The following is a 15,365-nucleotide window of genomic DNA, read 5'->3' as shown; positions in this document are numbered from 1 at the left end:
CGGTCCAGCAGGCCCAGCTGGCCGTTCCGGCTGTCGCGCCCCTCCAGTACGCACCCCTCCAGTATGGGCGCGGGAGTCAGGGCTTTCCTGCTGTGGCGAGCGGACGGATCTCGTCGGTACGGCCCGTCTCCCCTTGGCCGCCCTCCGTGTGTACCCCGCCGTTCTCCGTACGGGCCCCGCCGTTCTCCGTACGGGTCCCGCCGTTCTCCGCACGGGCCCCGCCCTCCTGTGTACGGGCCTTGCCGTGACGTCGTAGGAGCAGGTGGAGGACGGCCAGCAGGACGGCGGTGGCCAGCGCGCTGTGCCACAGCAGGGCGTCCAGGCGGTGCGCCGAGAGGTACGCGCCTGCGGCGACGGCCGCCAGGGCGCACACCGCGCGGTCGACGAGGCTCTCGACCGACAGCAGGGTGGCGCGGGGTGCGCCCGCGGGGACCGCGTCGTTGACCAGCTTCCGCTGGAGGGGAGACGCGAGGCCGGTGGCGGCGGCGAACACGCAGAGCAGCGCGATGGTCGTCCACGGACCGCCGAGCGTGCTGCCCGCCAGAGCCGCCGCCATCGCGAGGCTGAGCAGCGACACCCATGCCACCGGGGAGAGCCGCGAGGTGAGCCATTGCGGACGGGCCGAGGCCACCGCCTCCGCGACGGTCATGGCGGCCAGCACGGTGCCGTGCGAGCTCTCTCCGATGCCGTGGTCGAGCAGTACCGGCTGGAAGAGATTGACCTGGCAGATACGGGCGAGGGTGAACAGGGCCACCCCCTGCACCATGACCAGGGCGAGCCAGGGCGTGCTGCGGACGGCGCGGAGGGCGACGGCCGCCTCGTGGCCCGTGGCGCGCTTGCGGCCCCCGGCGGGGTCGGCCGCGGCCTGGCGGGGCAGCAGTACGGCGCAGACCAGGGAGGCGCCCGCGCTGGCCGCGCTCAGGACGTACGGTGCGGAGTGCGCCAGGACCATCAGCGGACCCAGCAGCGGCCAGCACAGCACCTTCGCGGCGAGGCCGAGCGCGCGGGCCTGCCCCTCGGCCTTCAGATAGTGGGCGCCCGCGCCCTCGGCCCGCAGGCCCTCGTAGAGGTACGCACTGGCGGCGCCGGAGGTCAGGGAGCGGCCGGCGGCGATGAGCAGGAAGTGGACGAGGAAGCCGGTGTAGCTGGGGGCCCAGACCGGGGCGAGGTTGGCGGCGGTCATGACGATCGCGCCGGCCCGCAGGCAGTTGCGGGTGCCGATGCGGTCGGCGATCAGTCCGGTGGGGATCTCGAAGAGGCAGAACGCGGTGTAGTAGATGCTCTGGATGCCGAAGATCTGGCCGTCGGTGAGTCCCGCCTGCCGTTGGTAGGCGTAGAACACCGGCATCCACCAGAGCAGGTTGAACAGGAGCTGGAAGCCGTTGTTGAGGCGGATGATGCGGCGGGCCCGGGGCGACAGGGGCGGCGCGTCCGTCGTGGCGTTCGCGCGCCCGCCCGCACGACTGAGGCCCCGGGGGCCGGGGAGGTGGCGGCTCATCGGGCGGCGTAGGGGCGGATCTGGACCAGGTGGAAGTCGCCCTGATCGGTCATCAGCCACTCGATGTCCAACGGCCGGTCCACGTCAACGTCCACGTCCACGTGCACATCCACGTCCACATCCCTGTTCAGATCGGCGTTCCTGTGCGTGTTGAGGTCCGCGTTCAGGTCCATGTCTGGGCCGTCAGTGGGGGTTGTACCGCTGAAGTGGGACTGCAGCAGCCGACCGGTCAGGGCGAGGTCCGCCAGTCGTTCGCGGGTGGCGGCCGGCAGGTCCTCGGCGGACGAGCCCAGTGCGACGGTGCGGCCGCCGCCTTCGACCGTGTTGTACAGGTACTGCAGCGGCAGCGCGGTGCCGTCGACGACGTTCTCCGGGCTGCCGGACGAGCAGTTGAGGTAGACGTTGCGGAAGTCCGCACGCCGGGTCGGGTTGCAGGTCACCAGGACGCCGCCGAGGTCCGCGGGCTGGTAGCGCTGAATGATCACGCCCATGTAGGTGTCGTCGGGAGAGATGCCCGCCTGTTGGCGCAGCCGGACGCTGCGCGGCGAGAGCAGGGACGCCCACACCTGGCGTACCGCGGCGAGGAGTTCGTCCGCACCGTGCACCGCCGTGACCGAGTCGTACACCCCCGCCGCGGAGAACCCGGGCAGGTCCTCGGCGTTCGAGGACGAACGCACCACGAGCCGGCCGGGGGCACCGGACGGGTCGGAGGGCAGCGCTTGGGCGGCGGCCGTGATGGCACGGGCCACGTCGTCGGGCATCGGGGCGGCGTGCTGGATGAGGTGCTGTAGCCGCCGGCAGAGCGGGTCGATCGCGTCGATCGTGTGGACGGTCTCGCGCTCCAGGGCGGCCTTCAGCTCGCTGATGCCCTGCTGTATGGCGGGGGAGGAGGTGAGGAAGCGATGCTGCAGGGCGAACGGGAGGGCCATGCCGTCGGGAGCGGTGACCGTGGCGCGGACGAAGTCCCGTGCGGCGGCGCGGAGTTGTGCGCCTCGCGCGCCCTCCGAGAGGTCAGAAGGCCCAGGAAGGGCCGGAAGGCCGGACAGGCCCGGGCGGGCGGTGAGGCGGGCGGTGAGGTGGGCGTAGAGGTTGGCCCGCGGAGGCCGGGGGCGACCGTAGTACGCGGTCAGGTCGATGGTGCGGTCGGGCCCCTGGCCGGCGTGATCGGGCTGACCGGCCGGAATGTCCTCGCCACCGGCCAGGACGTGGTGCAGCTCCCCGAGGTTGGCCGCCTTGGTGCCGTAGCGGTTCCGGTCGGTGCGGCGCAGTTGGTGCAGGGGCAGTGCGGATATGTCGGCGTGCAGCAGCGGGGGTTCCAGCCGGATCCGGGGCGCCGGCCGCCGGTCGGACGCGCCCGGTGCCGATGCCTGGGGGAGCGCCGCAGACGACTGGGCAAGCAGGGGGGAGGGTGTGGAGTCCGGCGCCTGGTGGAGCGGCGCCAGCGCCTGAGGGAGCCGTACGAGGGTGATGTCGTCGTCATGCACCTCGTAGCGGACCCAGGCGCCCGCGAGTTCCTCCGCCTCGATGAGCTGGTCCAGGTCGCGGATGATGGCGTTGGGGATGCCCCAGCCGGACGCGAGGACGTTGGTGTGCGAGAGCGGGGTGGTGGGCGCGGTGTTGATGAAGCCGGCGACCCTCGGTACGTCGTCGGGCAGGCACGGCATGGCGACGATGTCGGACCCGCCGAGCGGGCCGGCACCGGCCGCGTACTCCTCGTACTCCCGTGGGGTGCGGAAGTGGCGCAGCCGGCCGACGGCCTCGCCGGGGTTGAGCGGGGTGCGGGTGCGGCTGCCGAACAGCTGGTGGCTGAGGATCCGCGGCACCCGGACGTCACTGATCGCGGCGAGGGCGTGCTCCTGGCCGTGGTTCGCGGGCTTCAGCAGCAGCGGCAGCCGGCTGTCGAGCCGGTGGCGCACGAACGTGTAGAACTCCTCCAGCATCGGGCCGCTCATGGTGTCGGCCTCGGTCGTCTCCAGGACGAGGAAGGGGCGTGCCTGGCGGCCGGTGGGCAGGTGGGTGCCCGCCTCCGCCCCCGCGCCCGCCGTGCCCGCACCCATGTCGGTGTGCAGGGAGAGCACGCCCAACAGGAACCTGCGCTCAGGGTCGGCGTAGACCGAGGCGTTGAACGCGTCCAGGCAGGCGTCGAGTTCCGCCAGCTCCATGCCCAGGACGCGGGTGGCGATGTAGTCGACGTGGAAGGGGTGGACGGCGGAGTCCAGCAGGTGCCAGGTGTTCTCGGCGCGGTCGACCACGACCTTCAGGTAGGGGTGGCCGGCCAGGGTGCCGCAGAGGGTGTGGAAGAGCGGGAGGGCCAGGTGCGCGCCGATGGTCGTACGGTCGACGACGGTCGAACGGTCGCCGGCGGTCGTGTGGTCGTGGGCGGTGGTCATGGTGAGGGTCATGAGCGCGCCTCCGCGGTCTCCGTCGTGCACTGCCGGTTCTTCTGGGCCTTCTCGGTCTTCTCGTGCCTCTCCTCGTGGGGGAGCACAGACCTCTCCTTCTGCGGGAGCGCCGAACCCTCCTTCTGCGGGAGCGCGGACCTCTCCTCCTCGGGGAGCACCGACGGCAATGCGTCCACCAGGGTCCGGAAGTCGTGGAGCACGGTTTCGGGGTCGGTGGCGGACAACAGGCACAGCGCCGCCATCGTGTTGGCGCCCGCGGCCGGGTCGTACACCGGGACCGTCGATCCGTCCGGGAGCGAGTTCTCGGCCACTACGGAGAGCCGGCTGCCGGCACTGAGCGGCACCGCGTCCCGTACGGTCGGGAAGTCCCACCGCCGCCGGTCCGGCCAGGCGTCACCGGCGCCGTCCACGGCCAGTACGACGAGGGAGCCGGCCGCGCCGCGCGCTTCCTGCGGGGTGAGGGCCCGTGCGGGCCAGGACACCGGGCGGCCCAGCAGATGGTCGACGAGCATGCCGATGAGGTCCAGGCCGAAGACCTCCTCGATCTGCGGCACGGTCATCGCCCCGCCGAACCGGGCGGCGGTCTCGATGACCCACATCCGGCCGTCGGCGCCGAGCTTGATCTCGGTGTGCGTACCGCAGTTCTCCAGCCCCAGCGCGTCGACGGCCTGGCGGGCGAGGGCCACCACGCGCTGCTGGGCGTCGGCCGGCAGCGCGGCCGGGGTGATGCCGGCGCGTTCGGTGAACGGTTCCACCGTCGGCATCCGGCCACTGAGGCAGACCGGTCGGAACACGCCGTCGACGACGACGCCCTCGACGCTGACGTAGTCTCCCCAGCCCGGCTGGTCGAACCAGCCGTCCGCGGTGCCCGGCACGATCTCCTCGACCAGGAAGTCGGCCCCGGCGTCGGCCACGTGCAGCTCCGCGTAGCCCAGTTCGGCGGATTCGGCCATCACCTCGCGGGCCCGCCGCCAGGCAGCCGGGACCTCCTCGGTGGAACGGATGATCCGGTGCGCGGTGGAGCCGGCGCTCCAGGCGGCCTTCAGCAGTACGGGGAGGCGGAGGGCGGCAGCCGCGTCCTGCAGCTCCCGCTCGTCGGCCACCGGGCAGAACCGCGGCTGGGCGATGCCCTGCCGGTCCCAGGTACGGCGCATCAGCCGCTTGTCACGGGCGAGTGCGCAGGAGGCGCCGGCGCCGGCCAGGCCGAGCTTCTCGCAGGCCTCGGCGACCGCGACGACGGCGTACTCGGAGAAGGTGATGACCGCGTCCGCGCCCACGGCCTGGGCCCGGGAGACGATCAGGGACACCAGGTCGCCCCGCTCGGGCCCGGTGGCGGTCCGTACGGACGCGCACCGGCGCTCGGCGGTGGCGGCGACGGTGGGCGGAAGCGTGCTGAGTGCCAGCAGGTGCACTGCCGACCGAGCGGCGACCCGTGACAGGGCATACCCCAAGGGCGGACCGCCCTTGGCATACACGAACAGCACCGTGCTCACTGAAATCCGACTCCTTCACAGGCGGGGAGCGGCCGTGGGAACGGCCGTTGAGGACGCGGCGGCTGACGCCTCGCCGCGGTACTTCCAGAGAACCAGCCGGACGGTGCCCGATCTGCCGTCACGGGCGCCGAACGCTCAGGCAAACGCCAGAGTTGTGCAGTTCGCCGAACGGCTGTGAAGGTTCTGTGATGCCGTATGGGACCCCGCGCCCACAGATCGGCCGAGAACCGGGCATACGGCGTAGTGGCGGGGGATACGCATGCCAGGGGCGAGCCGGCCCGGGACGCCAGGTGGCCGGACGCCCCGCCATCTCTCCGTCTCTTCGTCACAGAGAGGCCGTCGTGGACGAGACCGGTCTGAAGTCGCTGCTCCAACACCTCCCGGTGTCCTGGTGGGAGGCCGACCGCGAGCTACGGGTGATCGACAGTGGAGGAGGAGCCTTCGACGACACCCGCACCGCCCAGCGCTTCCTCGACACGGTCACGGGCCAGTGGCAGGCCCTCGACCAGCCCCAGGCCGCCCCTCGGTCGCAGCCCACGGACCAAGGGCGAACCAGCGACCCCTCACCGGCGACTGCCGCCTCACGGGCGACTGACGGCTCGCAGGCGACTGACGCCTCACGGGCCGCAGGCACATCACGAGCCACAGGCGCATCGCGGGCCACCGACGCATGGCGGACCGGCGACCACCGGCGGACCGGTAACCACTGGCGGGCGCGGTTCGACGGTCGGCTCTTCGACGTGAACTGGCCACTCGACCCATCCCGACAGGACCGCCTCCGCGGCATCGCCGTCGAGGTAACCCCGGAACCGCGCACGGAACCGGCCCCGGAACCGGCCACGGAACCGGCCCAGGAACGGTCCCCTGAGCCGGCTTCAGCCCCTGGCCGGGAGCCGACCCCGACCCCGACCCCGCCCCCGGCTCCCGCCCCTGCTTCCCCGCCCGCCACCACCCGCCGCTACGACGCCTTCGCCGACCTCGCCCCCGCCGCGGCCTTCATCCGTGACCCCAACGGCCTCTACGTATGGGCCAACCACGCCTACGCGCACCTCTACGGAACCACCCCCGAGCACGTCATCGGCAAGGACGTACGCCAGGTCGACGCCCCGGCCGACGCCGACCGGGTGCTCGCCCTGGACCAGGAGGTATTGGCCCGTGGCAAACCGGTGCGGCACACCCTCACCTACCACCGCGCGGACGGCACCACCGGCCACGCGGCCGGCCACCGCTTCCCGGTACGCGAGGGCACCCAGACCTGTGTGGCCGGTATCTACATCGACATCAGCGACCACACCCGCGCCCTCCACCAGCGCCAGCAGGCCGAGGAGAACCTGTACGCGCTGCGCGACCACAGCGGTCTGCCGTGCGCCCTGATCTCCGCCGGAGGAAGGATCCTCCAGGCCAGCGCGGCAGCCGCGGAACTCCTGCAGACCCGGCTCTCCGACCTCGTAGGCCGCCGGGCCCACACCCTGCTCGCGCCCGCCCCGGACTTACCCGCACTCCGGCGGAGCTGGCACGCCCTGATAGCCCGCCGCAGCCGGCGCATCGAGACCTCCACGGTCCTCGTCGACGGCCGCGGTCGCCAGCGCCGCGCCCAGCTGCACCTGACCACTGTGGGCCGGGGCCCGTCCCGCGCGGCCAGCGTCTGGGCAGTGATCACCCACCAGAGCCTCGCCCACGAACCCCATCCCCCGCTGACGGCTAGTCAGGTACGCATCCTCTCCCTCCTGGCCGCGGGCCGCAGCAACGCCGAGATCGCCACCTCGCTCCGCCTCTCCCGCCAAACCGTCGACTACCACCTCAGCCGCCTGCGCGACCTCCTCAACGCCCCCACCCGGTGCGCCCTGGTCGCCCGCGCCTACGTCCTCGGCATCCTCGCCCCCCAGTCCTGGCCACCCCGCTCGGCAACGGCAGGCCATCCGCAGAGCGCCACTTGAGGGCCAGGGGCGCGGCAACCCGGCCCGCAACCGCGCTGCCACGCCCCTCGCCCCCGCCATGAACCGCACCCCCGCCGTGATCCTCACCACTGCCGTGATGCTCACCGCTGCGCTCCCGCAGCGGGACCGGCATCATGATCCAACTCCCAAGGCATTCCGCGGCACGTGACCAGGACAGAATGGGGCACTCCATGGCAGCAGATCAGCACCCGACCGGCTTCGACCGCGACGCCTTCACCCACGACGGAGTCACCCGCGAGCTCCTGCGTCGCGGCACCGGTCCCGCGGTGATCGTGATGGCGGAGATACCGGGGATCACGCCCAAGGTGCTGCGCTTCGCGGAACGGGTGGCCGCCATCGGCTGCACCGCCGTCCTCCCGGTGCTCTTCGGCACGCCCGGCCGCCCCGCCGACTTCGCGGCCGGCCGCCGGCTCAAGTCCGCCACGTACCTGGCCTCTTCCCTGGGAAAGGTGTGCGTGAGCCGCGAATTCACCATGCTGGCCACCGGGAGGTCCTCCCCCGTGGTGACCTGGCTACGGGCTCTGGCCGCCCATGAGCACCAGCGCTGCGGCGGCCCCGGCGTCGGCGCCGTCGGCATGTGCCTCACCGGCGGCTTCGCCCTGGCCATGGCCGCCGACGAGCGCCTCGTGGCCCCCGTCCTGTCCCAGCCCTCGCTGCCCCTGCCCGTCACCAAGAGCCGCGCCGTCGGCATCGACATCTCCCGCGAGGACCTCGCCGCCGTCCGCACCCGCTGCGAACGCGACGGCCTACAGGTCATGGGGCTGCGCTTCCGCACGGACCGCTTGGTGCCGGGCGACCGGTTCGCCTTCCTCCGCCGCGAACTCGGCGACGCGTTCCTCGCGGTCGAACTCGACGACGCCGCCGCGAACCCCGACGCCGTGCTGCGGCCGCACTCCGTACTCACCGAGCACCTCATCGACGAACCGGGCCAGCCGACCCGCGCAGCACTGGACGGCGTGCTCGACCTGTTCCGCAACCGCTTGCTGGAGGGACACGACGCCACCCCCGCCGCCACCGCGGAAACGCCGGCCGGTTAGGCCGTGAACCGGCCCTGCCGGCCCGGGCGTTGACCCGGACCGGCAGGCGTGGCGACGACCCTACGGGCGGATGTAGGGCCGGGTCATGATCTCCATGTTGTGGCCGTCGGGGTCGGCGAAGTACGCGCCGCGGCCGCCGAAGAGGCGGTTTATCCGGCCGGGTTCGGTGTGGTGGGGGTCGGCGAAGTAGGTCACGCCGACCGTTTCGAGACGGTCGATCATGGCGTCGAACTGCGCGTCCGGCACGAGGAAGGCGTAGTGCTGCGGCTGGATCGGTTCGTCGCGCTTCTCGAAGTAGTCGAGTGTGACGCCGTTGCCGAGGTCGAGGGGAAGGAAGGGGCCGAACGGTGCGCTGACCTTGAGGCCCAGGATCGCGGCGAGGAACTCGGCCGACAGCCGGCGGTCGCTGGCGTAGACGGCGGTGTGGTTGAGCTGGGCGACGGCGGTCGCCGGCTCGGACGTGTGGGGGTGCTGGTTCGGGTCGTACGGCATGGTGGGGCGTTTCTCCGGGTCTTGGTAAGTGCTGGGAAGGGCGCCGCGTGGGGGCGCCGGAAGCGAGAAGACGCGGAGAAAGGGGGCGGGGCTCTTGCCCGCCTCGTGCTCACGCCGAGGCCGGGAGCCTCACTGTGGAATGGCCCATGGCCGACCCGGCAGTCACCCGGCTGACCTTAGTGATCATCGGCGTGCTGGAGCAACCGCGTTTTTCGGTCCGCGCGGTGTGGTGGTCCGTCGGGCCGGGGGAGGCGGGTCGCATCGGGTGCCGCCCGGGGCCGGGAGCGCGACCGGGTGGAGGGGGTGAATCGCCTCACAGCGCACTGTAGTTATGCGGCAAATGGGGACATTTCGCTCACCGGTGCGTCATGGGCGCCATGGCGGGGTGCCGTTCAGGTGGGACCGCTTGAATGATCAAAAAGTCGAGGGGTTAGCATATGAGCACCGCCTAGCTCGAAAGATAAACCTGTGACTGTCAACGACGACTCGTTCACCAACTGGATAAACCGCGAGGAGATCGCGGAGTCGATGATCCCGATCATCGGGAAGCTGCAGAGGGAGCGGGACGTCACGGTCCTGCTTCACAGCCGCTCCTTGGTGAACAAGTCGGTGGTCAGCATCCTCAAGACGCACCGGTTCGCCCGGCAGATCGCCGGTGAGGAGCTCTCGGTCACCGAGACGATGCCGTTCCTCCAGGCCCTCGCCGCGCTCGATCTCGGTCCTTCCCAGATCGACCTCGGCATGCTCGCCGCGATGTACAAGGCCGACGACCGCGGCCTCTCGGTGGCGGAGTTCACCGCCGAGGCCGTCGCCGGTGCCACGGGTGCCGACAAGATCGAGCGCTGCGCACCGCGGGACGTCGTCCTCTACGGGTTCGGCCGCATCGGCCGCCTCGTCGCGCGCCTGCTCATCGAGAAGGCCGGCTCGGGCAACGGCCTGCGGCTGCGCGCCATCGTCGTCCGCGGGGGCGGCGAGCAGGACCTCGTGAAGCGGGCCTCGCTGCTGCGCCGTGACTCCATCCACGGCCAGTTCCAGGGCACGATCACCGTCGACGAGGCGAACAGCACGATCATCGCCAACGGCAACGCGATCAGGGTGATCTACGCCAACGACCCCTCGGAGGTCGACTACACGGCGTACGGCATCAAGGACGCCATCCTCATCGACAACACCGGCAAGTGGCGCGACCGCGACGGCCTGTCGAAGCACCTGCGCCCCGGTGTCGAGAAGGTCGTCCTGACCGCCCCGGGCAAGGGCGACGTGCCGAACATCGTGCACGGCGTCAACCACGACACGATCAAGCCGGACGAGCAGATCCTGTCCTGCGCGTCCTGCACCACCAATGCGATCGTGCCGCCGCTGAAGGCGATGGACGACGAGTACGGCGTGCTGCGCGGCCACGTGGAGACCGTCCACTCGTTCACCAACGACCAGAACCTGCTGGACAACTACCACAAGGCCGACCGCCGCGGCCGCTCCGCGCCGCTCAACATGGTCATCACCGAGACCGGCGCCGCCTCGGCCGTCGCCAAGGCGCTGCCCGACCTCAAGGCGCCGATCACCGGCAGCTCGATCCGGGTGCCGGTGCCGGACGTCTCGATCGCGATCCTCAGCCTGCGGCTCGGCCGCGAGACCAGCCGCGAGGAGGTCCTCGAATACCTCCGCGGCGTCTCCCTGCACTCGCCGCTGAAGCGCCAGATCGACTTCACCACCGCCCCCGACGCCGTCTCCATGGACTTCGTCGGCTCGCGCCACGCCTCGATCGTGGACGCCGGCGCCACCAAGGTCGACGGCGACAACGCGATCCTCTACCTCTGGTACGACAACGAGTTCGGCTACTCGTGCCAGGTGATCCGCGTCGTCCAGCACGTCTCCGGGGTGGAGTACCCGACCTACCCGGTCCCGCCGGCGGTCTGATCCGGCGGACCGTCCGGTCGCACCTCTCCGCTCCCTCTGATCCGGCCTGTCTTCCGGTCTTCCGGAAGGCGGGCCGGAGGTGTTCGGGCCGGGCGGAGCGAGTCGCGGGGTATGCCCCGGCCCCGCGGGCGGCATGCGCGATCATGGGCGGGACATACAGACGTCGAGGGGACCGAAAGTGACGAATCCGGGGCGGGGCGCGGCGGCGGGTGACCGGGGCGAGCGCGGGGAAGCGGAAACCCACGGCAAACGGCGTATCCCGCTCCTCCTGGCGGTGGCGTGCCTGGCCTACGCGGTCGACCTGTTCAGCAAACTGGCCGTGGTGGCGAAGCTGGAACACCACGACCCGGTGAACGTGCTGGGTACCTGGCTGCAGCTGCGGGTGATACGCAATTCCGGTGCGGCGTTCGGAATGGGCGGGGCGAGTACCGTCGTCTTCACGGTGATCGCTGTGGCCGTCGCCCTGGCGATCGTTCGTCTGGCGCGCCGTCTCTACAGCGTCCCGTGGGCGATCGCCCTGGGTCTCCTGCTGGGCGGCGCACTGGGAAACCTGACGGACCGTCTCTTCCGGTCTCCCGGCCAACTCCGGGGCGCGGTGGTCGACTTCCTCTCCGTCCGCGGTTTCAGCGTGATGAACCTCGCCGACTGGGCGATCGTCTGCGGGGGCGTCCTGATCGTGTTCTTCACCTTCCGAGGGTGGGAACTGGGCCAACCCCGCGAAGAGTTGGCCGACAAGGGCCCCTCCGCGCCCGCGCAGCCCTGACACACGAAGCCCTGACACGCGCGGCCCTGCCGCGTGCAGCTCTGGCACCCGCTGCCCCGACGCCCACACGGACAAGCGGCCTCGTCGGCAGACGCTCGCCCAGGCACTGATCGGGCCGCCCGGTGCCTTCGGCCTCCCGATACCCCTCGCGCACCCCCGGTAGTCGACCCCTCGCATCGGGTCACCGTCTGGGCCGCCGGGCCCGCCTCTGCGCACACTGGAGGCATGGGCCGGTCGACCGTGCGCGAGGAGACGGCGGAGCGCGACGACCTGCTGGCGGCAGCCGCCGTCAAGGCCGTTCAGGGGGCGGGCGCCTACGCCGGCAGCGTCTTCCTGCGTTCCCGTGACCGCCGTTCCCTGGTGCTCGCCGCGACCTGCGGGGTGCCGCCGTCCCTGCTGGGCGGCTGGGGCCTCATTCCGGTGAGCAGCCCGATACCGGTCGCGGTCGCGTACGGCTCCGGGCGCACGGTCCACCTGGCCGACGCCGACGAGACCATGCGCCGCTTCCCCCAGCTCGCGGTGGCCCTGCCGTACGCCTTCGGCTCCTGCTCCGTGCCGGTGGGCGCGGGCGGGGAGACCTTCGGTGCGCTCGCGGTCGTATGGGCCGCGCCGCCCGGCAGCGACGGGCTGACCAAGACCCAGCGGCGCCATCTGCGGGCCGTCGCCAACCGCCTCGGCGCATCCCTGGCGGCCTTGCGGGACCGCACCGGCGACCCCTTGGAGGGCGATGCGGGCACGGCCCCGGTCGAGACGCCGTCCCCCTCCGCCCCGGCCGTGCGGGCCGGTCTGTTCGACTGGGACCTGGCCGCGGGCACCGTCACCGCGGACGGCGATTTCTGCGCGATCTTCGGCCTGGACCCCGAAACCTTCGACGCGCGGGCGGACACCCTGGCCTCGCGTCTCCATCCCGGTGACCGTGCCGCGTTCCGTGCCGCGGCCCGTACGGCGGCTGCCGAGGGACGGGTGGTGTCCCGGACCCTGCGGGTACGCGAGGGCGCGGGCGCCGGGCCGGGCGGTGGCGCGGAAGGCGGCGGGGAGGGTCACGGCAGCAGCGAGGGGTACCGCACCGTGGTGCTCTGGGGCCGGGTCCCCGATCTGCCGGACGAGCGGGCGCGCACCCACCTCGTCGGAGTGGTCATCGACGCACGGGCCGGCCGCGCGGCGGCCGCGGCGGTCGAGCGTCTGCGGGACGGACTGTTCTCCCTCACCCCCGACGGCCGGGTCAGTTACGCCAACCGCAGCCTGGAGCAGTTGCTGGACGTCAGCGACGAGGAGGTGGTCGGGCACTGCCTGTGGGACGCCCTGCCGTGGCTGTCCGACCCAGCGATCGAGTACCAGCACCGGTCCGCGATGGTCTCGCAGACGCCGACGTCCTTCCTCGTCTGCCGCCCGCCCGACCAGTGGCTCGCCTTCTCCCTCCACCCCGACCCGAGCGGCGTCACCGGCCGGGTCGTTCCCACCGGACGCCCTGACGCCGCCCCCGAACCCGCCGGGCCGCCCACCGCGACCGCACCGCCACAGCCGACCGCGCCGGCCCCCTCCACCACCGCGGCTGCCGCACCGGCCCGGCTGGGCGTCATGTACCACGTCCTGCAACTGGGCAGTGCGCTGACCGAGGCGGTCACCACGCACCAGGTTTGCGAAGTCGTCGCCGAGCAGCTCCTCCCGGCGTTCGGCGGCCAGCAACTCGCCCTCTACGCGGTCCGCGACGGCACGATGCAGCTGATCTTCCACACCGGCCACCACGAAGGCTTCCTCGACTGGCTGCACGGCATGCCGCTGCACGCGCCGCTGCCCGGCACGGAAACCCTGACCTCCGGCGTCCCGCTCTTCATCGAGTCACAGCAGAGCCTCTCCCAGGGCTACCCCGGCATCCCGGTCGGCGGGGTGAACTCCTGGGCGTACCTTCCACTGATCGCCTCCGGCCGCCCCGCCGGCACCTGCGTCCTGGGCTTCGACGAGATCCATCACTTCACGGCCAAGGACCGCAGCGTCCTCACCGCGCTCGCCGGCCTGATCGCCCAGGCCCTGGAACGCGCACGGCTCTACGACTCCGAATTCGCCCTCGCCCGCGGCCTCCAGCAGGCCCTGCTGCCGCACCGGCTCCCGGTCCTCCCCGACCTGCGGACGACGGCCCGCTACCTCCCCTGCACCAGCGGCATGGACATCGGCGGTGACTGGTACGACGTCATCCCGGCCGGCGAGGGCGTGTCCCTGGTCATCGGGGACGTCGAGGGACACAGCATCGCGGCGGCCGCCACCATGGCCCAACTCCGCAGCGCGGTACGGGCGTTCGTCGCGGTGGGGCACGCTCCCGGCGATGTCCTGGCGGGCGCCAACCGCACCCTCATCGACCTCGGCACCGGCCTCCTCGCCAGCTGCTGCTACCTCCATCTCGACCCCGCCGGCCACCGTGCCTGGGCCGTCCGGGCGGGTCACCCGCCGCCCCTGCTCCGCCATCCCGACGGGCACACCGACGTACTGGAACTGGAGACCGGCCCCCTCCTCGGCGTGGACCACTCCAGCGACTATCCGCAAACCCCCGTCGACCTGCCACCCGGCTCCACGCTCGCCCTCTACACCGACGGCCTGGTCGAGGAACGCGGCATCCCCATCGACGTGGGCATCGACCACCTCCGCGCCTCGATGGCCCACGCCCGCGCCGACTCCCTCGACGAACTCGCCGACCGCCTCCTCCATCACGCCCAGCGCTCCTCCTACCGCGCCGACGACATCGCCCTCCTGCTCACCGAATACCGACCGGCGGTGACGGGCCGATAGCCACGGAGGAGGCGTTCAGCCGCCGAGGTAGTGCGCGTGCCCGTCGTCGTCGACCTCGAACGGCCCGGGCGGAATGACGCAGAATTCGTTCCCCTCGGGATCGGCCATGACCAGGAACCCGCCCGCCGTGTACGCGTCGAGCCGCCGGCCGCCGAGCGCCTCGATCCGCGCCTGCTCGGCCGCCGGGTCCGCCGAGGCCAGGTCGAAGTGGAGGCGGTTCTTGCCGCCCTTGGGCTCGGCGACCTTCTGGAAGCCCATGCCCGGGCCCTCGCCACGGGCGAGCCAGACGTACGGGCCCGTTCTGGCCGCGACCGGTCTCCCGAGGAGCTCCGCCCAGAACGCGGCCAGCCGTTCCGGGTCCACACAGTCGATGATGAGGTCCTTGATCTTCGGATGAGTGCCTGCCATGCCTGGATCTTGGCAGGCACAACGGCGTTGTCAGAAGATCCGTTCCTAGGAGCTCTTGGGGAAGGCAGCCCGCAGTCGGGACCCGTTGCTGACGAAAGCGGCTGCGGCGAGGGGGAGGGCGGAGGCGGCCTGGCTCAGGGCGAACCACGGCGGACAGATGCCGGGGATCAGATCGATGCCGACGATCACGATCGGCATGAGGACGGAGAGGATGCGCACGCGGACGTATGCCCATCGGGTTCCGCGTGCGGCGAGGACGGTCATCCAGTAGATCACCGCGGCGCTCGCGAGCACTCCGCCCGATCGGCCCCACATGAACGAGGTCACCGGATGTCCCGTGCTCGCGAGGACGGCGACCGTGCTCAGGACGACGGTGCTGAGCGCACCGTAGGCCGCGACGAGGTTCTTCGCCGTGCCGAAGTCCCGCTGGGTGCGCGGATGCTGGAGGTGGCCCGCAGCGGCCGAGGGGTGGCCGGTGGTGCCCAGGGCGTGGGTGCTGGTGTCGTTCGTGCTTCGTGTCGTCGTCATGGTGTCGACGCTAGGGAGCCCATGAGCGGCGCGGTATGCGCCTGGACGTACGGGTGGGTGGGGTCAGACCCACTATCGGGCCGATCCG

Annotated in this window: 11 protein-coding genes; 5 read left to right on the top strand and 6 right to left on the bottom strand. The window is 71.8% G+C overall.

From position 1 onward, the window contains the following. Positions 1–76 precede the first annotated feature (76 nt). Genes ACZ7MX_RS03655 through ACZ7MX_RS03645 form a run of 3 tightly spaced genes read right to left on the bottom strand, consistent with a single transcriptional unit; the run spans position 77 to position 5,393 of the window. A complete protein-coding gene (locus ACZ7MX_RS03655) occupies positions 77–1,498 on the bottom strand; it encodes an MFS transporter (RefSeq protein ID WP_472128954.1) in 1,422 nt (473 codons plus the stop codon). Further along, complete coding sequence (locus ACZ7MX_RS03650) at positions 1,495–3,900, bottom strand: PEP/pyruvate-binding domain-containing protein (RefSeq protein WP_472128952.1); 2,406 nt, start codon at positions 3,898–3,900, stop codon at positions 1,495–1,497. Before ACZ7MX_RS03650 ends, ACZ7MX_RS03655 begins: the two co-directional genes overlap by 4 nt. Next, positions 3,897–5,393: an ATP-grasp domain-containing protein gene (locus ACZ7MX_RS03645; RefSeq protein ID WP_472128950.1), complete on the bottom strand. Its 1,497-nt coding sequence runs from the start codon at positions 5,391–5,393 to the stop codon at positions 3,897–3,899. The genes ACZ7MX_RS03650 and ACZ7MX_RS03645 overlap by 4 nt, the downstream gene beginning before the upstream one ends. Positions 5,394–5,734: 341 nt before the next feature. Here ACZ7MX_RS03645 and ACZ7MX_RS03640 point away from each other — a divergent pair, with 341 nt between their 5' ends. Continuing rightward, positions 5,735–7,330, top strand: a complete 1,596-nt coding sequence (locus ACZ7MX_RS03640; RefSeq protein WP_472128948.1) for a helix-turn-helix transcriptional regulator — start codon at positions 5,735–5,737, stop codon at positions 7,328–7,330. A gap of 191 nt (positions 7,331–7,521) precedes the next feature. Then, positions 7,522–8,388 carry a dienelactone hydrolase family protein gene (locus ACZ7MX_RS03635; RefSeq protein ID WP_472128946.1) on the top strand — a complete coding sequence of 289 codons (867 nt, stop codon included), beginning with the start codon at positions 7,522–7,524 and terminating at the stop codon, positions 8,386–8,388. A 60-nt stretch (positions 8,389–8,448) separates the two neighbouring features. Here the strand turns inward: ACZ7MX_RS03635 and ACZ7MX_RS03630 are convergent, their stop codons facing one another. Beyond that, the gene (locus ACZ7MX_RS03630; protein ID WP_472128944.1) at positions 8,449–8,880 is read right to left on the bottom strand and encodes a VOC family protein; all 432 of its coding nucleotides are present in this window, start codon (positions 8,878–8,880) and stop codon (positions 8,449–8,451) included. Between the two features lie 468 nt (positions 8,881–9,348). Here ACZ7MX_RS03630 and ACZ7MX_RS03625 point away from each other — a divergent pair, with 468 nt between their 5' ends. The 3 genes from ACZ7MX_RS03625 to ACZ7MX_RS03615 all read left to right on the top strand — a co-directional run bounded on the left by ACZ7MX_RS03625 (position 9,349) and on the right by ACZ7MX_RS03615 (position 14,341). Beyond that, entirely contained in the window at positions 9,349–10,797 is a 1,449-nt protein-coding gene (locus ACZ7MX_RS03625) for a glyceraldehyde-3-phosphate dehydrogenase (RefSeq protein WP_472128942.1), read from the top strand. 178 nt (positions 10,798–10,975) lie between these two features. Then, on the top strand, positions 10,976–11,560 hold the full coding sequence (lspA, locus tag ACZ7MX_RS03620) for a signal peptidase II (RefSeq protein WP_472128940.1): 585 nt from the start codon (positions 10,976–10,978) through the stop codon (positions 11,558–11,560). Between the two features lie 225 nt (positions 11,561–11,785). Next, positions 11,786–14,341 (top strand): SpoIIE family protein phosphatase, encoded by a 2,556-nt coding sequence (locus ACZ7MX_RS03615; RefSeq protein WP_472128938.1) that lies wholly within the window; start codon positions 11,786–11,788, stop codon positions 14,339–14,341. 15 nt (positions 14,342–14,356) lie between these two features. On the opposite strand, the gene ACZ7MX_RS03610 is transcribed toward ACZ7MX_RS03615, so the two are convergent. Both ACZ7MX_RS03610 and ACZ7MX_RS03605 read right to left on the bottom strand, forming a co-directional pair. After that, positions 14,357–14,749 (bottom strand): VOC family protein, encoded by a 393-nt coding sequence (locus ACZ7MX_RS03610; RefSeq protein ID WP_472128936.1) that lies wholly within the window; start codon positions 14,747–14,749, stop codon positions 14,357–14,359. A gap of 45 nt (positions 14,750–14,794) precedes the next feature. Continuing rightward, the gene (locus ACZ7MX_RS03605) at positions 14,795–15,277 is read right to left on the bottom strand and encodes a hypothetical protein (RefSeq protein WP_472128934.1); all 483 of its coding nucleotides are present in this window, start codon (positions 15,275–15,277) and stop codon (positions 14,795–14,797) included. Positions 15,278–15,365 lie beyond the last annotated feature (88 nt).

The sequence above is a fragment of the Streptomyces sp. NPDC107765 genome, from assembly GCF_055657085.1.
Note: the sequence above shows the minus strand (reverse complement) of the source record. Positions and strands in the feature narration are given on the sequence as shown.